The organism is Alteromonas sp. ABH4_453, assembly GCF_056160665.1.
On the sequence record NZ_JBSWXP010000002.1, the window covers coordinates 111,846 to 132,379 of the forward strand.

The window sequence follows — 20,534 nt, forward strand, 5'->3', positions numbered from 1 at the left end:
TTTTATATTTTTCGTAGCGTCACTTAGGGTAAGGCTCTCTGGCCCTTTTAGCAATGCAACATTAGCAGTATTTAAATTGCTATAAGCTTTGATTGTTACTACTTTTATAAAGGTTAATGAATAAGAGCAAGATGTAGTGGATGATCAAAACCGCCTGAAGACAATTGATGATTTTATGCTCAATGACGACGTGCCATTAGATCTCAACGACCTTATGGTGGTGTTAGCTGCAGCATACAAAGTGCCCATTGCGCTAATTGGCATTGTTGGTGATTCTGAAGAGGTATTTAAAGCGCGGTATGGGACTTCACTTTCCAAGGTGAGTAGGGAACATGCTTTTTGTAGCCATGTCGTGCAAAAGCGTCAACAAGTCGTTGTAAGCAATGCCCAAGAAGACCCAAGATTTAAAGAGAACCCACTAGTGACGGGTGAGCCGCACATCTGCTTTTATGCAGGCACGCCCATTGAAATTAATGATGAGATTATTGGTGCTGTCTGTCTTATTGATACCGTTCCAAGAGAAATTGACAAGAAATATCTAGAAGTTCTAGATCGAATTGGCACGCTTGTTAGTCAGCATATTTCTCTTTCAAAAGAACACGAAGCACTCAAGCGTGAGCATGGGCTAATAGAAAAGTCCCCCATTGTTCTGGCAACGTGGCGAAATACTACGTCGCTCAAACTGGTTCATATATCAAAAAATAGCGAGCGCGTTTTGGGCATATCGTCCCAAGATTTACTGAGCGGTGCAGTCGAGCTTGGCGATGTTTTAACACAAGATGCTGAGGGAGACTTTACGTTTGCCATGCAGGCCCATATGGAGGGCGTGGAGACACATACCTGTCGTCTTCAAATTGCCACGCCCACACGTACCATTTGGGTAAGTATGATCTCTACGGCTAGTTTTCGTGAAGACGGTATGTTGTATTCCGTTCAGGCATTTCTATTTGACACAAGCGACCAAAAATATGTGGAAGACAAGCTCAACAAAACAAACCAGCGTATGCGGCTACTATTGGAAGCCTCTGAGTTAGGTACGTGGGATTGGAATTTGACCGCTGATGTAAATCAAGTGAACAAACGCTGGTGTGATATTGTCGGTCTTGAATATGAATACTATGACACCAGCTCGCGCTTTTTCAGACAGCTTATTCATCCTGCGGATTATGTGAAAGTAGAAAAGCAGTTACACGAACATATTGCTGGAAAGAGCAAGGTTTTCAATACTACGTTTCGCATGAAGCATACTAACGGCTCATGGGTTTGGGTCGAAAGCTATGGAAAAACTGTAGAATCTGACATTATGGGTAAACCCACTCGGGTTGCCGGAATTCATCGTGACATTACCCAACGAATGGAAAGTGAACTTCACGAGCGAAAGAAAACTCAGCTCCTGCAATTTATTAATAAGACCCGGGCTTCATACCTTCAAAACAACGATTTAACCATGGCCTGTCAAACAGTATTGCCCGAACTCATTGACATTTCGGACAGTCAATTTGCTTTCGTAGGGCAAATGAAAAATGAAGGCGATGCATCGAGGCTGTTTATCCATGCCATTTCCGAAATCGTATGGGACACCAGCAGCTTCACACAATATAACGAGTATAAAAAGCGAAATTTATACTTCAGCAGTTTTGATAACCTCTTCGGTACCACTATTTTAACGGGAGAAATTACGATAAGTAATACTTCTGGGAGTCATCCGAAATCTAAAGGTGTTCCCCAAGGGCATCCGCGAATTAGCCGCTTTTTAGGTTTACCTATCAAAGTCAAAGACAGAGTCGTGGGTATGATTGGTTTGGCCAATAAGTTTGAACCCTACTCTACAGAAGATGCCAAATTTCTACAGCCTCTTTTAGATGCATTAGCCGGTCTTTTCTATGCAGTAGAATTAGAAGATGCACGCGCTGTCGCTGAAGAAAAGCTGCGGCAATTAGCTATGACTGACTCACTAACGGGTTTGTATAACCGAAGAGCATTCATTAACGAGTGTGTCGCGTTTTCAAAGTTGCATCACAGCGCGTGTGTTGCCATTGTTGATATCGACCATTTTAAAAGCGTAAATGACACGTACGGTCATGACGCTGGTGACCAGGCGCTTATTAATGTTGCTCGAAAAATATCCAAGCAAAACGGTTCACCGAATGTCGTTGCCCGTCTTGGCGGTGAAGAGTTCGCAATCGTGATGTTGGGGGAAAATAAAAAAGAAATTAACACGCAACTAGAGGCGCTTCGAATAGCCGTTGAAGAAAGTGTGGTTAACTATAAAACCGATAAAATAAACCTTACCATCAGCATAGGAGCCACTTTTGTCGATAGTACCTACGGCGCAGACTTTAGCGCCCTGTTATCAACGGCTGACAAATCCCTTTATAAGGCAAAAGAACAAGGCCGAAATCGCGTAGTCTGGGGGGACGATTGACCGTCGCTGTTTGTCGATAAACGCTAGCGAGTTGTGTATCAAGCAACAGAGATATTGCCAGGCAAACGAAGATAAGTTATAAAAACCGAATATTTTATTGTTGTAAACAAATTAGGCGTGTTTCGTACTTTTGGCTGATGTTAGGCCACCATGCCTTACAAATCAGGGACGATGTATGAACACTTCGCGCTTGGGTTTTTGTGGCCTATTTTCTATTCTAGCTCTCACAGCCTGTGGTGGTGGAGGGAGTTCAGGTTCTCCGACTAACCCAACACCAGCACCGCCTCCAGAGCCGACTGCATTAGAAATTTTATCGAACCCCTTAGACTACTCTATAGCACAGCTAGACACCGCAGCTAAGCGTTATGCTGATAATAGCTATACGGGTGAAACAAACGTTGCAATCGCAGACATTAGCGCTGTGCAAAACGTATATATTGCGCTTTTTGGCGAAGATCTTGCCAGTTCACCTTATCTTGACATATTTGAAGTTTCTGAACTTGTCGATGCTAACGGCAACATTGATGGCGTTACACAATGTTCAGATAGCGGCTCAATTAAGTACTCTGGAAAACTTGATTTAGACACAGGTCTTGGAACCATAATCGTCGATTATGATCAATGTCTACACTATTATCTGAACGCGTATCACGATGGTCAATTTTCAGTTGCTATTACGAAATCAGATGACGACAATTTTGAGGCAACATCCTATTTTACGAGCCTTTCGATAGGGAGAGGTAGTCAACGTGCAACGCTAAAAGGGTTAATGAAAGCTGAAATAAGTTACGACCCACGCACGGGGTACTACAACGAAGAACTCATTCAGTACATGACCGCTACCTTTAACGGTGAAGCCTATAAAATAAATGGAACTGCTTTTGATGGCTTTAATGGGGTGGGGTACTCCTCTGAGTTCGAGGGGACGTTGCATATTGGCTCAAAAGGTAAGCTTGATTTTTCTTACTTCTCAGAGGAAGGAGGGCTACCTTATGCTTACCAAGGTTCTCTTGTAGTTAAAGGCAATAGAACCGCTGGCATTGATATTATGCAAGGTGCGGTTCGCTATGGTGAAGATACGAACGGGGATGACACCTATGATGTTGGCGTGTTTTTCAGCAGTATCGAGACATTTGCAAGTAGTAATACCGCGAATATCGTTCTATCCGATATAGAAACTATTTCAGCGCCTCCCGTTGCTGGTGAACCCTATTATTATGCTTATGACCCTGTTTACACGTCTGACGATATAACCGTTGATGAGGGGTATTATTACGACTCTGATACGCCTGAATCTGACTTGTCAGTATCCTACCGCTGGTACATTAATAACGTTGTTCTAGAGGGGGTTAGCGGTAGCACTCTGCCTGCATATAACGCGGTATTCGGCGATGAACTGAAAGTAACTATGGTAGTGTCTGACGGTGTTAACATCGTTGAATCACAACCCGTGTTTATCACTATCAGTGACTCTCCAATGACACTTGTCGTCTCCAATATGCCTGAATCGGTAACTGCCGGTGGTTACGTCGAGTTCACGGTAAGTATGACCGACCCCGATCAAATTAATAGTGATGTTGCAGGCCAGCTTGTCGCTGCACCTACAGGAGTTACCTTAAACGACGACGGCTTACTAACGTGGCAGGTGCCCGACAGTCAACTGTTTAATGCGCAAACCTATATTTTTAGCTTTGCGAGTCTGGATGGCGAAGAGAGCTTACAAACCGTAGAAATAACTGCTTATGCAGATAAAGCGCCGGCGTTTGCCCGCACAACTTCAATAACACCGATTTATAATAGAGGTTTTGCGATTGCCTCAATCAAGGGTGTGAATGAACTCATATCGGTCAATCACCGAAACGTGGGCGCCTTCTCGTTAAACGGAAATAAACTAGAAAATACCTATGTGTACCCTTACAAATTACCTACAAGAGGAGAAATTAAAGGCGTTTATACCCAAGATGCTGACGGTGATAGCAATGATGAAATTTATATCCTTACTGAACAAGGGTTGTCAGTTATTAAAGATCGGAACGACAACGCGGAGACTGTATTTGTAGCAGAGGATAAAATAACGTCAGGATGGCTTTACGATATTAATAGCGACGGTATAGAAGAAATTGCATACCTTCACGGCGATTATTATTACGGTGCGACGTCTATCTCCATTCATAATGTGACAACTGGTGAAAAGTTGCAGCAGTTCGATGTCGATGGTGTATCAACCATTTCTTTTGGTAATGTAGACGACGACGCGTCTATCGAGTTGGTGACTAACAATGGCTACGTATTCGATATTAATAGCGGCGCCAATCAATGGCTTTATGGCAATGGGTTTAGCGACGCTTACGTCGCTGTCGGAGACATGAACAACGACGGTGTCGATGAAATCATTGGTGCCGACCGTTGGGAGAATATTTCAGTCTACTCTGCGGTGTCGAAAAGTAATTTGGCGACAGCTGAGCATAACGATATCTGCGATTTGAGCTATAGCAAAGATGACCAGACCAATGAAGGAATGCTTGTAATTTCTGAGTGCCAGTGGGGAGAGGTGAAAGCTTTCGCGCTTGAAGGTGGTCAAATTTCGGAACAGTGGAGTGTTATTCACAATACGTATAGCGGTATGTCGCTTTTAATCGGCGACCTGAATAACGATAGCCGAAACGAAATAATCTGGACTGGCGACAGCGAAATTCAGGTTGCACAGCAAGATGCTGAGGGCGACTACGTATTATCAGATATACGAGCGGAAGCACACTCTTCTAATTACTTTGCTGCCGGCTGGGCCCCTTTTGGTGATAATGATGAAAGAGCTGTCTTTGTTAGTGAGACAACTAACTACTACACATCAATTCAGGTGCTGTCAGTTAACACGGAGAATGAGATTACCCTTAGCGACGAACTTGGCGACGATGTTTTTGACTATAGCAGACCCGTTGTTACTGACTATAACAATGATGGCGTGGGTGAATTATTCACAGGAGCTTTGAATAGCAATACATCATTCAACGTAGTTAAGTTGTCAGATAACTCAATTCAGTGGTCGCTGAGCCAAAATCAAAACAGCCAAGTCTCACTCATCGAAGCTGTAGACGTGAATGACGATAATTTTGTTGATGCGGTCATTGTTGAAAACAATCGACTCAAAGCATTCGATATTGAGAACCAAGTGCTCATTGACTCTGTCATCAATGAGTTTTCAATAGATGCTGTCGCTGAGCTCACCAATAATGGCGAACACTTTTTTGCTGTTAGTGGCTATGAATCATTAAAGCTCTATACAATGCAAGATGGCGAGTTTGTCGGACTGAATGAACTAGATGTTTCTTGTAGTCAATTGATAAGAATTAATGCTGATGGCGACGACGCCTCTGAGTTTGCATGCTTAGATAGAAACTACAATAGAATAAATATTTATGACGTAACAAATGACGCCTTAGTACTTAAAGACGCCATAACGCCTACATTCGATCTTCAAAATATAGCCGTCATTCCAACGACATCGTCTAATCAATCAATACTTGGCATTTACCAAGCTGAAGAATATGACTCATCGTATGGATATTATGACAACGTTGCTTACCGAGTCACTGAAATAGATAGCAATGGACATGTCATTTGGCTTAGCCCTTCCATTGGCATTAATCATGTCGATGGTATGCGTACCCGAAAGAACAATGCCGGCAAAGTAGAGCTTCAAATAGGTAATCCGAACATGGCCCTTCTTGTGAAATAAGGGTAATACACTTGTCGCTGTCTATTGCTTATAGCAAAAGACGCGGCAAGTGCTTGTTATTTAGTTTTAGGTGTATATACTTACAGGAACTGTATGAACAGACAGGTCTTTTATGCGCCCACTCACAGCTCGACAAACCGAAGTTTTAGAACTTATCAAAACCACCATGCAAGAAACGGGGATGCCGCCTACGCGTGCGGAAATCGCTCGTCAACTTGGTTTTCGTTCTGCCAACGCAGCAGAAGAACATTTGAAAGCCTTGGCGCGTAAAGGCGTGATAGAAATTCTGCCGGGTACCTCTCGGGGTATTAAACTCAATATTCCTCTCGAAAATGACGTACCTGAAGAAGAAGGCCTACCTCTCATTGGTCGTGTGGCGGCGGGTGAGCCAATTTTGGCGCAAGAGCACGTAGAATCACACTACAAGGTAGACCCTGCACTGTTTCAACCTCAAGCAGACTTTTTACTGCGTGTTAACGGCATGAGTATGAAAGACATCGGTATTCTAGATGGCGATCTTCTTGCTGTGCATCGCACCACCGATGTTCACAATGGCCAGGTCGTTGTGGCACGTGTAGACGAAGATGTTACGGTAAAGCGTTTAGAGAAACGTGGTCGTGAAGTATTACTTCATGCCGAAAACGAAGAATTCGCACCTATTCGAGTAGACCTAGCCAACGAACCTTTTGCTATTGAGGGGATTGCAGTAGGCGTTATAAGAAACGCGGACTGGATGTAAGGTTTTAACACCTTCAACGAAAAGCGGCGCACTAGCCGCTTTTTTTATGCCTTTTATTGCTTTATTTCTACCAGTTTTCTGGAGTTAGGGTGACTAAGCCCGCCTTTAAAAAACGAACCCAACCATGACTATCAGAAAGTGTATTACGCGTATTTTGCCTGTGAATGAACTACTGAATATGCATTCATTATTCTAAAGTTTGTTTGAAAATAAATATTAACAACCTATTAGTTGTTGATTTTATGATCAAATGATTGCTCGTAGAACCTTTGTGTTGTTCAAAATGTACGTTTGATTTTATTCTCGCTTAATACATGCTCATTTCTTTTTCCATCCAATATGTAACGTAAGGCTGCCACGGGAATGGTTAAAAATTGAACGCTTCGTTAAATTTTTAACAGAAAAGACTAGACGGCACGACATTATTGCGCAATTCTTAGACAGAGGTTAACAAAATAATAACAATGGCTCTGAATTTGTTTTACAAGTTGAGGTGATGGGTCAATCGTTCGCAAACCATTTGGTAGGGCATCGCGCAAAATAATCAGCGTTCTTGGTCTTGCTATTACGGAGGTGCTGAGTGAAACAACTAACGACCGTTTTCGCAAAATGGTGTTCAACAATACCGTTTTTGCTTTTTTCTCCTTTGCTTCTTGCCCAAGAAGTCAGTGAAGAGGCTTCTTCACTTAATTTAAGACGCGGTGCCACCGACATCAGTGGCCAGGTTTACGACCTCCACATGCTGATGTTTTTTATATGCGTTGGCATTGCTGTTGTAGTGTTTGGGGTTATGTTTGCCTCGATGTATCTGCACAGAAAGTCGCGTGGCGCGAAGCCAGCAAATTTTCATGAGAACGTGAAAGTTGAAATTGCTTGGACCGTTATCCCCTTTCTTATTCTTATTTTTATGGCTGTGCCTGCAGCGAATACATTGATTGCGATGGAAGACACATCTGAGCCAGACATGACTGTGCTAGTAACAGGCTCACAGTGGAAGTGGCACTACAAGTATATGGACAGCGACGTAGAGTTTTATTCTCTGCTTGCTACTCAACGCGAGCAAATAGAGAACAAGTTTCAAAAAACAGATAACTACCTGTTGGAAGTTGACCGCCCATTGGTTATCCCTACTGGAAAAAAAGTACGCTTTCTTATTACTTCAGATGACGTTATTCACTCTTGGTGGGTTCCTGACTTTGCTGTGAAAAAAGATGCCAACCCCGGCTTTATTAACGAGTCTTGGGCCAAGGTGAATGAGCCAGGTATTTATCGCGGACAGTGCGCAGAGCTTTGTGGAAAAGACCACGGCTATATGCCGGTTGTGGTGATTGCTAAAGAGCCTGCTGAATTTGATAAATGGATGGGCGAACAAGAAGAAATTGTTCGCAAAGCGAAAGAAGAAGAGCAACGCCTACTTTCTATGAATATGTCGATGGATGAGTTAATGAAAGTTGGCGAGCGTGTTTACAACACTACCTGCGCAGCTTGCCATATGCCAAATGGTGAAGGTTTACCTGGCGTGTTCCCGGCATTAAAAGGCAGCAAAATGGCGTTAGAAGATCAGCAAGGTCACATTGATATTGTACTTCATGGTAAGTCGGGTACGGCTATGCAGGCGTTTAGCAAAATGCTAAGCCTTAAAGAAATTGCAGCGGTAGTGACTTACGAGCGCAATGCGTGGGGCAATAATACTGGCGACATAGTTCAGGCCAAAGACGTCAACGCTGTGGCAAACGGTAATTAGGAGCAGACAATGAGCAAAGCAACTGAAGTTATTTCGCCAGATACCTCTGCGCCTCACAGTGATCAAGTAATTGACGGTCACCTACATGATGACCATGAACATCACGATCATATTCCTAAAGGGATAACGCGTTGGTTGTTTACTACTAACCACAAAGACATAGGCACACTTTACCTGTGGTTTGCCTTTATTATGTTTTTAGTTGGTGGTGCGATGGCCATGGTGATCCGCGCTGAATTGTTCCAACCTGGCCTGCAAATAGTTGAGCCTAACTTTTTTAACCAAATGACTACGGTACACGGGCTTATCATGGTATTTGGTGCAGTAATGCCAGCCTTTACTGGGCTCGCAAACTGGCTTATTCCCATGATGATCGGCGCCCCTGACATGGCGTTACCGCGTATGAATAACTGGAGCTTCTGGATCTTACCAGGTGCCTTTCTCATTCTACTGAGCTCGCTCTTTATGGAAGGCGGCGGCCCTGCTTTTGGATGGACTTTCTACGCGCCCCTTTCAACGACTTACAGTGGCGATTCGACAGCGTTGTTTGTGTTCTCTGTTCACATCATGGGTATTTCATCCATTATGGGTGCGATTAACGTGATTGTGACCATCTTTAATATGCGTGCGCCAGGCATGACCTGGATGAAAATGCCGCTGTTTGTATGGACGTGGCTTATCACGGCATTCTTGCTGATTGCGGTAATGCCAGTGCTCGCCGGTGCGGTTACCATGGTGTTAACTGATAAGTTCTTTGGCACGAGCTTTTTTGATGCTGCTGGTGGCGGCGACCCGGTTATGTTCCAGCATATTTTCTGGTTCTTCGGGCACCCTGAAGTGTACATTATGATCTTGCCCGCTTTCGGCATTATCTCGCAAATTGTTCCTACCTTCTCTCGAAAGCAGCTGTTTGGATACGCGTCTATGGTGTACGCCACGGCGTCGATTGCGCTGCTCTCTTTTGTTGTATGGGCTCACCATATGTTCACCACGGGCATGCCGGTGTACATGGAAATGTTTTTCATGTTTGCCACCATGCTTATCTCGGTGCCTACTGGCGTGAAAGTGTTTAACTGGGTAGCGACCATGTGGCGCGGCTCACTGAGCTTTGAAATGCCAATGATGTTCGCTATTGCCTTTATTGTGCTGTTCACCATTGGTGGGCTGTCAGGGTTGATGTTGGCGATCACCCCCGTGGACTTCCAGTATCACGACACTTACTTTGTTGTTGCCCATTTCCACTATGTATTGGTAACTGGCGCGGTCTTTTCCATCATGGCTGCGGTGTATTACTGGTTGCCTAAATGGACGGGAAAAATGTATGACACAACCTTAGCTAAATGGCATTTCTGGTGCTCATTGGTATCGGTCAATGTGTTGTTCTTCCCTATGCACTTTGTGGGTTTGGCTGGTATGCCACGCCGTATTCCTGACTATGCATTGCAGTTCGCTGATTTTAATAAATGGATAAGCTTGGGTGGTTTTGCATTCGGTTTATCTCAGCTTATCTTTCTTGCCCTGCTTATCAAGGCATGCAAAAAGCAAGGTGAGCCGGTATCAGCGCAAGTTTGGGACGGCGCAGAAGGATTGGAATGGGAAATTCCATCACCCGCTCCTTATCACACGTTTGAAACGCCACCTGTCGTTAAGTAACGGTAGGTGGCGTTGTGAATAGGTCATTCCTTTCAACCGGCAAAAGCCGATGGGAATGACATTCACACATTGCAGGTGGTGAGGGAGATAAACGACTAAACAAGCGTTTACCAACCTTCATCTATGGACTTACCCGGAGGTCACGTGATGTCACAGCAAAGCGCAAACAACAAGATGGTTATTAAACTTGTTGCTATTGTCATTGGCATGTTTGGCTTCGGCTTTGCCCTTGTTCCCTTGTACGACGTATTTTGCGACGTTACGGGAATTAACGGAAAAACCGAAGGCACGGCCGCGGTTTATCAATCGGTTGAGATTGATGAGTCGCGAGAAGTGACCGTCGAGTTTATCACTCGCACCAATACCGGAATGCCCTGGGAGTTTCGTGCTGAAACCAAGCGCGTGAAAGTGCACCCTGGCGAACTTAATACGGTGTCGTTTTATGTCAGAAACCCTGCATCAAGCAATATCGTAGCTCAGGCCATTCCCTCTGTATCCCCCGGAACGGCAGCACTCTACCTGAACAAGACTGAATGCTTCTGCTTCAATCAGCAGCCATTAGATGCGGGTAGTGAAGCCTATATGCCCATGCAGTTTTATGTAGACCCTCAGCTACCTGAAGAAATTACGTTTTTTACCTTGCAGTACACACTCTATGACGTCACAGCGCGAGCCAGTGACCTAACGACAACACCGAATCCCTTTATGGCTTCAACACCATCAAATGGCGAATAGGCCGAAGGGGTAAGGAGAAGAAAATGCAACCCGAAGTACAGAATCACGAATACCAAAAATATTATGTACCCGCACAAAGCCCATGGCCCATCGTAGGGGCCGTTGCTCTATTTCTTATCGCCGTAGGTGCGGGCAATTATGTGGTGCAAGCAACCAAAGGTGAAACAGGCTATGGCGGTCATATCCTTTTAGCGGGGATAGCAGTATTGCTGGTTATGCTTGTAGGTTGGTTTAAAAATCAAATAGACGAATCTATGGCAGGGCTTTACAGCGATCAGCTGGGGCGTTCATATCGACAAGGTATGAGCTGGTTTATCTTTTCAGAGGTGATGTTTTTCGCTGCGTTTTTCGGCGCCCTTTACTACGCGAGATTTATTTCCGTTCCGTGGCTGGGTGGCGCTTCGAATAACGCTATGACCAATGAAGTCTTATGGCCGACCTTTGAGGCCATGTGGCCGCTGGTGTCAACGCCAGGCGGCACTACCACACAGGAAATGAGTGCAGCGGGTTTGCCCACAATTAACACGGTTATCTTGCTTATCTCATCTATTACACTGCACTTCGCTCATGTGGGACTAGAGCAAAACAAACGCAAACAGCTAACCCTAATGCTGGGTATCACTATCTTACTTGGATGTGGGTTCTTGTTCCTACAGGTAGAAGAGTACATACATGCGTATCGCGACTTGGGGCTTACGCTTCAGTCAGGCATTTACGGCAACACCTTCTTTATGCTCACAGGGTTTCACGGCATGCATGTGACCCTTGGCACCATCATTCTAATTGTACTGTTTTTTAGGGTCTTGAAAGGCCATTTCACGCCTGAAAACCACTTCGCGTTTCAGGCGGGGAGCTGGTACTGGCACTTTGTAGATGTAGTGTGGGTCATGCTCTACATCTTTGTTTACGTACTTTAAAAGGAATCCCCAAACTCAGTAAGGCCTTGGGTTTGGGGTAATTAAACCGGTACCAATAGCGATAAGAATAATAATAACAATGACGGCAGAAGTGAGCACGCGTCGACCAATGTACTTACTCATCGGGCCCTTAGACGTGTCATTTTTCATCATGATTCGCATCGCCATGAACAAATTCACAATCATGTACAGCACCAACGCAACAAGGACTATTTTTATCAACATATTCACCTCTGTTTTTATTCTAATTTTGCATGGTGCGAAATAATCATGTTTTCTCGCACTCGCCACGTTATTCCTTGGTTACTCACGGGTGTCAGTGTGGCGATTATGTGCGGTTTAGGGTACTGGCAACTTGATCGCATGGTCCAAAAGCAACAACGCTTAGCTAGCATAGCGCAAAAGCAAAGTAATGGAACCTTGAGTTTAGAAGAGGCGTTGTCTCATGATGATCCTCGGGATATTACCGTATCCTTCAGCGGCGCAATAGACGCTAACCATGTGTTGCTATTAGATAATCAGATTCACAATCAGCGGGTGGGTTTCGATGTCATCGTACCGGTAAATACCAATGTCGGGTGGCTCTTGGTTAACTTTGGCTGGGTGCCTGCGCCAGACTTAACGCGCACGCTACCGGATATAAGTTTTACAAGCCAAACGCGCGAATTAATCGGCGTGCTTAGCGTGCCGGGTAACAACCCCTTAGTGAAAGAAACCAACATGGCTTTGTCGCAAAGCCCTGCGCTGGTACAACATATAGAATTCCCTGCACTAAGCAATGCCTTAGAGCGCAAACTTTTACCCTTTATTCTTCACCTTACCACGCCTGACCCCGCGTTTATTCGCGAACATCAGGCCGTCGTAATGTCTCCTGAAAAGCACCTTGGCTATGCAGTTCAATGGTTTGGTTTAGCCATTGCCGCTGCAGCCATTGGCGGCTTTGCAATTAGTAAGAAAGGACGTAGTTATGAGTAATGCTGCTTCGAAAAAAACATTAATTATTATGGTAGTCGTGTTTGTTTTACCTGTTGTTCTGGCAAAGCTCGCACTTGATAACGATTGGTTTACTAAAGGCGCGACAAATAAAGGTCAGCTGCTCGCGCCGACCATCGACATGAGTGCGCTTTTAGAAAACGCGGAACCTAAATGGCGTTTATTGTATGTGATGCCAAGTGAATGTGACGCAGTGTGCGAAAACGCCCTTTTCAGTATTAACCAAGTGTGGCTTGCGCTAGGTAAAGAATCGGACCGTGCCCAAGCAGTAGTCGTCACGACAGCGTCAAGCGACCAAACTGCGATAGCCGCGCTAAAAGACTACCCTTTTGTCGAAACCTTACCCGTTACTACACCAACCGCGCTTGCCTCTAGCAGTGTTTATATTGTTGATACGCAAAATAACGCCATGCTCTTTTACGACATTAAAGACGATAGAAAAGACGCCGTGATGGAAAGCCGCAACATGCTGGCAGATATGAGAAAGCTTCTTAAATTATCGCGTATAGGATAATGGCCATGAAAAAATTAACCCTTTTCAGTATTTTTTTGGCGGCAGTCGTTATTATTCTCGGTGCATATACGCGTTTGACCGACGCGGGGCTAGGATGCCCCGACTGGCCTGGATGCTACGGTAACTTAACCGTGCCTTTGAGTGAGGAAAAAGTGGCACAAGCCAACGCCGCTTTTCCCGAACGTCCAGTTGAGGCATTTAAAGCGTGGAATGAAATGATTCACCGCTATTTTGCTGGAACGCTGGGGCTGTGTGTACTGGCTATTGCCATTATTGCTATTCGGCAGCGCGACAAAGGTACGCCCGTTAAACTACCTCTGTTACTGCTGGGACTCATTATCTTCCAGGCAGCACTTGGTATGTGGACCGTGACGCTCAATCTGCTTCCCGTCGTAGTTATGGGGCATTTACTGGGGGGCTTCTCTGTACTCTCTTGCCTGTTTATTCTCTACCTCCGCTTGCGCAACACCGCAGGTGATGCATCGAAAACTAAACAAGCGCCCATAGCGTCAGATATGCATGAACAGGATATTACCGACTTACCTCAAGCCAAAGTCTTTCAGCGAAACCTTAAACTTTTCGCCTTCATTGGGCTTGGCGTGCTTGTTACCCAGATAGCTCTTGGTGGATGGACTTCTGCCAATTATGCCGCGTTAGCCTGTACGGAAATGCCGGTCTGTGAAAGCGGTTGGCAGGGAAGAATTGATTTGGCAGGTGCATTCAGTGTGCCTGATGCAGACAACTATGAGTTTGGTGCTCACGATTACGGCGAACGAGTTACCATGCACATAGTGCATAGGTTCGGCGCGGTCATCACGTTTTTATACTTGCTAGCACTAGGTATAAGTGTGTTGGTAAGCCGCTACACCACAAGTAAACAAAAATATGTGGGTGCGTTTATGTTGGTCGCATTGTGCACGCAAGTGGCATTAGGACTTAGCAACATTATCTTTATGCTGCCACTGGCTGTCGCTGTAATGCATAACGCGGTCGCAGCTGTGTTACTTCTCTCCCTACTCCACCTCATTTTTACCGTATTTTTGGCACTAGAAAACGATAACGTCTTCGGTACAGAAAAACGAAATACAGGCTCATTCTCAGGTTCGAAACCACTGCAGGGGGCAGGTGCATTTAGCATCCACGAAGCGCCTTTGCACGACCCTTTAAACGCGTCAACGTCTTCTCATATTCTCCCTAAAGCTCCAGGAGGTTTCCATGGCTAAATCGGTCTCTTTACATGCGCGTACTTCACGTCAGCACAATGTAGTCACGTGGCGAGATTACTATGAAATGACTAAGCCTAATGTCGTCATGTTGTTGCTGTTAACTGCGTTAGTAGGCATGTGTTTAGCTACGCCTTCGTGGGTAAACGCAACCGTACTTATCTGTGGCTTATTGGGTATTGGTATGTTGTCTGCGTCTGCTGCGGTTATTAATCACGTTGTCGACCATAAGATAGATAGTGTGATGGCGCGTACATTTAATCGCCCCGTCGCAAAAGGCAAGGTTAGCGTAAACAACGCGCTGTGGTTTGCAGGCATTTTAGGTGTGGTTGGATTTGTAGTGTTGGCTCTTTTTGTGAATATGCTAACCGCGTGGTTAACCTTAGCAAGTTTAGTAGGCTACGCGTTTATCTACACGATGTATTTAAAGCGAGCGACACCGCAAAACATCGTGATTGGCGGTTTAGCAGGGGCTGCTCCACCGCTTCTAGGTTGGACCGCGGTTACAGGGGAAATACATGCCCATGCCCTGCTTTTAGTGCTGATTATCTTTACTTGGACGCCGCCGCATTTTTGGGCGCTCGCTATTCATAGAGAAAAAGATTACGCCAAAGCGAAGGTACCTATGCTGCCGGTAACCCACGGTGTATCATTTACGAAAACGTCAGTGTTGCTGTATACAGTATTGTTGGGGCTTGTATGTTTGCTGCCCTACCTTACAGGCATGAGCGATCTCATTTATTTGATTGGCTCAAGTGTGCTTAACATTGGGTTTTTATACTATGCATTAAAGTTAAAATTCGATGCAGAGCCACAAACTGCAATGAAAACTTTTAGGTTTTCAATTATTCATCTCATGGTATTGTTTGTCGTATTACTCTTAGATCACTACATACCACTGAGTTTATGAATCAACGAACTACCGTCGGCCTTGTTGCATTTTTAGCGCTATGTGCAGGCATCGTAGGGGCGCTGTATATCGCGCCCCCAAATGTTGAAAATCAGCCTGAATACTTTCAGACTTACCCAGAGCCGAGAGCATTATCACCGTTTTCACTTACATCTCATGAAGGTGAAGTGTTTGATAATTCGTCGCTTGAAGGGCAGTGGAGCTTAGTATTTGTGGGCTATACCTTCTGCCCCGATATTTGCCCAACTACCATGGCTGAACTGAACGGCATATATCCTGAACTAAAAGCATTAAATAGTGTCGAACCTACTCGAGTTGTTTTTGTATCCGTTGATCCAAATCGCGATTCAATTGAAAGACTTTCAGAGTATGTGAGCTATTTTAATGAGGAGTTCATTGCCGTTACTGGAGAGCACAAGGCGCTATTCCCTTTTGTACGTAATTTAGGAATGATGTATGCCATTGCTGAAAGTACCGATAACCCCAACTATTTAGTTGATCACAGTGCATCTGTCGTACTTGTCGACCCTGAAGCTAGGGTGATAGGAAGATTCAAACCAAAAAGAGAGCCAGGAAAGCTATCGATAAGTGATTCCCAGCAAATATTGGCTGATATGCCAATAATAATCTCGAAGCAGTAATATGGAAATCAAAATAAGGCAAGGTGTAGCATCTGATGCTGCGCAAACTACGCCGCTCATATTGAACGCGGCGCAGTCATTATTAACGTCTATTTTTGGACATAATAAAAATAAAACGGCCGACGGCTACCTGTCTCATGCATGGGAACTCGGTGGCGGGCAATATGGCTTTAAGAATCATTGGGTGGCGTGTAGCGGTGACGAAGTACTCGGCGTTGTGACCTCTTGGCACAGCAAACTAGGTGCAACATTTGATAGGGCGACCCTTGATAGCATCACATCGTACTTTACCCTCGATGAGGCTATGACAGTGCTCATGCGCAATCAGACCGTGGCCATCAATCTTACGCCGCCTACTAATACCGAACTCATGATAGGCCATCTCTCTGTTGAAGAAAGCGCCCGTCGAACGGGCGTGGGAACGATACTGGTAGATGCTATGCAAGCGCGAGCAGAAAAACTGAACAAACGTAAGGTGGTACTAGATGTTGAAGTGTCGAACGTGCCAGCCATTCGTTTCTATCAGCGTCATAGTTTTGTGGAAGAGTCGATAAATAAAGGTTTTATTCGGTTTTCTAAACCTGTATAGGTAAACGTTTCCTTATATAAGCGCGAGCCCAATCGATATGCGCTCGCGCTCAAGCCTAGATGCGCCTTATCGACATGCCCTAGTCTGGGTAATTGCCGTTCTCATCTGCCACAAAGAAGGGCGTAGAGTACCAATAATAACGCCCTGATTGCGTATGAGACGGTGCTGTACAATTCACACGTGAACGTCCTACTGGAAGCGTTTCATCAAGGGTAAACGTAAGCACATTTTCTTCTAGGCTAGTCTCTATAGGGTCGCCGCCGAAAAAACAATTTACTTGTGTAAGGCGAACATCGTCACTGTCTATCGTTAAACTAATGGGCGATGACAGGTTTCGCGCTGTCATACGAGGGTCTTTATGTGAACTTTGCGTCACTGGCATGGCAAGACTATTAAGCTTGGTCTTTAGCGTTGCCAAATTGGCGTAAGGACCGGCCGCGGGGAAGCGCGGTAGTGCCTGCATGTCGCTAGATGGGCCCACAGCCCCGGAATGCTGCCCGAATCCTATGTAACCTTCAGCTTTGAGCTTATTAGCGAGCGCCGTGTTGTATTCACCAAACGGGTACGCTAAATATTTAAGGCTAACATCCAGTTTATCTTCAATCTTCTTTTCAGCACTTTCTACGTTCTGCCAAACTTTCTCCAGCCATGCGCGCTCGCCCATTGCTTGCTCACCGTTTAGCATATGAAGGTGGTCTAGCGTGTGGTTGGCAAAAACAACGCCATCGTTATGCATAGCAATAACTTGCTCCCATGTTAGCTGCTTAGGACCTACGCCAATTTCATCAGGGTTGATAAACACGGTATAGGGAAAACCTAGGTCAGCCAGTATTGGGTGAGCATTGTCTAAAATATTTGCGTAGCCATCGTCAAACGTAATCGCAACCGCATTGTCTGGCAGTGTAGTGTTGTGTTGTATCGCAGAAACAACGTCCTGAAGCGAAACAACAGTGTGGTGTGCGTCCAAGTATTCCATGTGCGATTTAAAGGCTTCAGGCGAAATACTGGTGCTGGCTGGTGTTGAAGACGACACATGGTGATAAAGCAAAATGGCGGCGTTAGGCGTGGTGCTCACACTAGAGCCGATGTTACTACCACTTTGTTCCTTTGTAGTGGAAGTCGCATCAGCAACAGGGTTTGAATCTGAGCCTGAAGCAATGCTAGGTGAGACCAACAAAACATTGAAAATTCCCGCAAGCATTGAAGATAAGATCTTCAAACGCGTACGACTCGTCGTTCTATTTTGAATTACATTGTTGGTTTTCATATCATCATCCACTGAGTGCCTAATCAAATTCAATAGCATGGTAAACTCCAAATAATGCGACTTGGCCAATCTTATACATGGTCAAGTTGGTACGCATTTCACTTATGCCGCTGCATAGGTTGATAGTATATAGCGAAATTAACCCCTACTGAGATCATTTATGTCCCCTGCCCAACTAATTCAGCGCTCCTTTTTTGACGACCATTCCCGTCTGTTGGCGTTAGCGCTTCCCATGATCTTAGCGAATATTACTACGCCTCTATTAGGTTTGGTGGATACCGCGGTTTTGGGACACATGTCTTTACCAGCCATGCTTGCAGGGGCTTCGGTGGGCGCACTTATCTTAACGCAAATATACTGGGTGTGCGGGTTTCTTCGCATGTCATCAACAGGCTTGAGTGCACAAGCTAAAGGCTCACCGAACAATACATTAGAGTCAGCAAAAGTGCTGTGGCAAACGGTGGCGGTTGCTCTAGTGTTGGGGGCTGTGGTACTTGCTCTTCAATCTCCTATTTTGTCTATAGGCTTAGCTTTAACTCAGCCAAACAGTGAAGTTGCCCTGCATCTTCAAGACTATTTTTCGACGCGGGTATGGGGCGCACCAGCTGCCATGCTTAATCTGGCATTAGTTGGATGGTTAGTAGGGCAGCAAAAAACGCGCAGCGTCATGGCTATTCAAATTGTGGGAAATTTATTGAATGCGGGACTCGATGTAGTGTTTGTGTTCGGGCTTGGTTTGTCTGTAGCTGGCGTGGCGCTGGCCAGTATTATCGCTGAGTATACCATGGCTATAATGGCGCTAGCGGTAGCGTTTAAGCGCGTTGGCGGTGTCGCGGTGAGTGCATCGTGGTTTAACCGTGCAGCTCGGAAGGTACTGATGAAGCTTAATGGTGACATGCTATTACGTAACTTAGCATTACAGGGTTGCTTAGCGTTTCTCACCATTCAAGGTGCCCGTTACGGCGAAACGTCGGCGGCCGTCAATGCCATACTCATGCAGTTCTTTGTTCTTATTGCATTGGGACTTGATGGCATAGCCTATGGTGTGGAAGCGCTGGTGGGTGAAGCCAAGGGGGCGTCTGACAGCAGCGAAGTGAAACGACGCACCTACCAAGGGTTAGTCTGGTCGAGTATTTTTGCCCTCATTTATAGCTTGATATTTTTCGCTGGCGGTGAGGCCATTATCGCGCTGCTTACCGAACATAGTGACATTGTAAAAGCTGCGCTACCTTATCTTGGTCTAATGGTATTACTTCCTCTATTAGCGCATTGGTGTTTTTTGTACGATGGCGTATTTGTTGGTCTTACCCGAGCCAGCGCAATGAGAAATACCATGATAATAAGTGCGTTAGGGGTGTATTTCCCCGTTTGGTATCTCACGCAAGATCAGGGTAACGTCAGCCTTTGGTATGCTCTCCTTGCCTTTTTACTCGCTCGCGGTGTGACATTGGCCTGGAGCTTTTATCGTTTAGATAAACGCGGTGAGCTAGCGACACCGCAAAGCTAGTGTTTTATAACGCTTCGCTGACCTTACTTAGGGACGGCGTGCTGAGCACGCTGACTCTTTCAGTTTTTCTAGGGCATCACTCAGTATTATTTTTTTGCTACTGTGTTTTTTGCGCGGTTCTTTTTTGCACAATGATAATAGTGTGTAGTTCAGGGTGCTGATCGAATTCAACGTGACGGATAAACCCGCCTGCTTCTATCAATATTTCTATGTATCTATGTAGCCCCAGCGAGGCGTAGTAGACTTCTGGGCCCATCACTTCGTTTGTGTGTTGGCCGCTTTCATCTGTACCTCCACAGCTAAAAAGCAACACTCCGTCATCGTCTAAGTGACCCACTAGCTTCTTAAGCAAAGGCTCTTGCTGCGTTAGGGGAATATGCCAAAAGCTATCCCAAGCGCTAATAAACGAATAGTGCTTGGAGATAGTGAATGTGCACACGTCGGCGCAATAGAAGGTATGAGCGGGTAACTGGGACGTCGCAATGGCCAGCATATCTTTGGAAACATCTATGCCTTCGTAAGCTAGCCCTGCGCTTTCGATAACCGGGACAAAACGATTGGTGCATCCGCAACCTATGTCTAGTGCGTAACCTCGTTTCTTTGGTTTGTCTTTATTGCTCGCTTCTCCCTTATCAAGCGCTTCGCTAGGCACCTTATCAGGCTCTTGTGATGGGGTGTCCGCTAAAAATGACAATGCTTTTTGGTAGGCGGTTAACCCATTTTTCTGATTAAATTCAGGGCGAGTCCAAAGGTGTGTAATGGTGTCGTAGGCCTTGCCAGTTTCTTCAGGTGTCATATTCCCTCTGTTAGCTGCGCTTTTACTGGTTCAAGGTTAATTCATCTAGCAACAATGTATAGTGCAAAGTGCAAAGTGCAAAGTGCAAAGTGCAAAGTGCAAAGAAGAGAAAAGGCGAAACCCGTTTAGGATATTGAGTGGTCAG

At 45.3% G+C, this 20,534-nt stretch carries 17 protein-coding genes; 14 read left to right on the plus strand and 3 right to left on the minus strand.

Annotated features, from left to right (window positions below):
- The first annotated feature begins 136 nt into the window (after positions 1-136).
- The 7 genes from ACXAGV_RS03920 to ACXAGV_RS03950 all read left to right on the plus strand — a co-directional run bounded on the left by ACXAGV_RS03920 (position 137) and on the right by ACXAGV_RS03950 (position 11,949).
- On the plus strand, positions 137-2,425 hold the full coding sequence (locus ACXAGV_RS03920; RefSeq protein ID WP_474872075.1) for a sensor domain-containing diguanylate cyclase: 2,289 nt from the start codon (positions 137-139) through the stop codon (positions 2,423-2,425).
- 175 nt (positions 2,426-2,600) lie between these two features.
- Positions 2,601-6,161: a hypothetical protein gene (locus ACXAGV_RS03925; RefSeq protein ID WP_474872077.1), complete on the plus strand. Its 3,561-nt coding sequence runs from the start codon at positions 2,601-2,603 to the stop codon at positions 6,159-6,161.
- Positions 6,162-6,273: 112 nt separating this feature from the next.
- The gene (gene lexA / locus ACXAGV_RS03930) at positions 6,274-6,900 is read left to right on the plus strand and encodes a transcriptional repressor LexA (RefSeq protein ID WP_039221362.1); all 627 of its coding nucleotides are present in this window, start codon (positions 6,274-6,276) and stop codon (positions 6,898-6,900) included.
- A gap of 580 nt (positions 6,901-7,480) precedes the next feature.
- Complete coding sequence (gene coxB, locus ACXAGV_RS03935) at positions 7,481-8,644, plus strand: cytochrome c oxidase subunit II (RefSeq protein ID WP_474872079.1); 1,164 nt, start codon at positions 7,481-7,483, stop codon at positions 8,642-8,644.
- Positions 8,645-8,653: 9 nt separating this feature from the next.
- On the plus strand, positions 8,654-10,297 hold the full coding sequence (gene ctaD, locus ACXAGV_RS03940) for a cytochrome c oxidase subunit I (RefSeq protein ID WP_474872081.1): 1,644 nt from the start codon (positions 8,654-8,656) through the stop codon (positions 10,295-10,297).
- A 147-nt stretch (positions 10,298-10,444) separates the two neighbouring features.
- A complete protein-coding gene (locus tag ACXAGV_RS03945; protein ID WP_014951384.1) occupies positions 10,445-11,032 on the plus strand; it encodes a cytochrome c oxidase assembly protein in 588 nt (195 codons plus the stop codon).
- A gap of 23 nt (positions 11,033-11,055) precedes the next feature.
- A complete protein-coding gene (locus tag ACXAGV_RS03950) occupies positions 11,056-11,949 on the plus strand; it encodes a cytochrome c oxidase subunit 3 (protein ID WP_014951383.1) in 894 nt (297 codons plus the stop codon).
- Between the two features lie 15 nt (positions 11,950-11,964).
- Here the strand turns inward: ACXAGV_RS03950 and ACXAGV_RS03955 are convergent, their stop codons facing one another.
- Positions 11,965-12,174, minus strand: coding sequence for a DUF2909 domain-containing protein (locus ACXAGV_RS03955; RefSeq protein ID WP_039221374.1), 210 nt, complete (start codon positions 12,172-12,174; stop codon positions 11,965-11,967).
- Between the two features lie 45 nt (positions 12,175-12,219).
- On the opposite strand from ACXAGV_RS03955, the gene ACXAGV_RS03960 reads away from it, so the two are divergent.
- From ACXAGV_RS03960 to ACXAGV_RS03985, 6 genes are read left to right on the plus strand one after another with little or no spacing between them, the layout of a single operon-like run.
- A complete protein-coding gene (locus ACXAGV_RS03960) occupies positions 12,220-12,924 on the plus strand; it encodes an SURF1 family protein (RefSeq protein ID WP_474872083.1) in 705 nt (234 codons plus the stop codon).
- Complete coding sequence (locus tag ACXAGV_RS03965) at positions 12,917-13,456, plus strand: hypothetical protein (protein WP_474872085.1); 540 nt, start codon at positions 12,917-12,919, stop codon at positions 13,454-13,456. Before ACXAGV_RS03960 ends, ACXAGV_RS03965 begins: the two co-directional genes overlap by 8 nt.
- 5 nt (positions 13,457-13,461) lie before the next feature.
- Entirely contained in the window at positions 13,462-14,679 is a 1,218-nt protein-coding gene (locus ACXAGV_RS03970) for a COX15/CtaA family protein (protein ID WP_474872087.1), read from the plus strand.
- On the plus strand, positions 14,672-15,589 hold the full coding sequence (cyoE, locus tag ACXAGV_RS03975; protein WP_474872089.1) for a heme o synthase: 918 nt from the start codon (positions 14,672-14,674) through the stop codon (positions 15,587-15,589). The genes ACXAGV_RS03970 and cyoE overlap by 8 nt, the downstream gene beginning before the upstream one ends.
- Positions 15,586-16,230, plus strand: a complete 645-nt coding sequence (locus ACXAGV_RS03980) for an SCO family protein (protein WP_474872091.1) — start codon at positions 15,586-15,588, stop codon at positions 16,228-16,230. The genes cyoE and ACXAGV_RS03980 overlap by 4 nt, the downstream gene beginning before the upstream one ends.
- A gap of 1 nt (position 16,231) precedes the next feature.
- Entirely contained in the window at positions 16,232-16,819 is a 588-nt protein-coding gene (locus ACXAGV_RS03985; protein ID WP_474872093.1) for a GNAT family N-acetyltransferase, read from the plus strand.
- A gap of 79 nt (positions 16,820-16,898) precedes the next feature.
- Here the strand turns inward: ACXAGV_RS03985 and ACXAGV_RS03990 are convergent, their stop codons facing one another.
- Positions 16,899-18,125 carry a polysaccharide deacetylase family protein gene (locus ACXAGV_RS03990; RefSeq protein ID WP_474872095.1) on the minus strand — a complete coding sequence of 409 codons (1,227 nt, stop codon included), beginning with the start codon at positions 18,123-18,125 and terminating at the stop codon, positions 16,899-16,901.
- Positions 18,126-18,246: 121 nt separating this feature from the next.
- Here ACXAGV_RS03990 and ACXAGV_RS03995 point away from each other — a divergent pair, with 121 nt between their 5' ends.
- Complete coding sequence (locus ACXAGV_RS03995; protein ID WP_474872097.1) at positions 18,247-19,593, plus strand: MATE family efflux transporter; 1,347 nt, start codon at positions 18,247-18,249, stop codon at positions 19,591-19,593.
- Between the two features lie 97 nt (positions 19,594-19,690).
- Here ACXAGV_RS03995 and ACXAGV_RS04000 read toward each other — a convergent pair whose 3' ends face one another.
- Positions 19,691-20,389 (minus strand): class I SAM-dependent DNA methyltransferase, encoded by a 699-nt coding sequence (locus ACXAGV_RS04000; RefSeq protein ID WP_474872099.1) that lies wholly within the window; start codon positions 20,387-20,389, stop codon positions 19,691-19,693.
- Positions 20,390-20,534 lie beyond the last annotated feature (145 nt).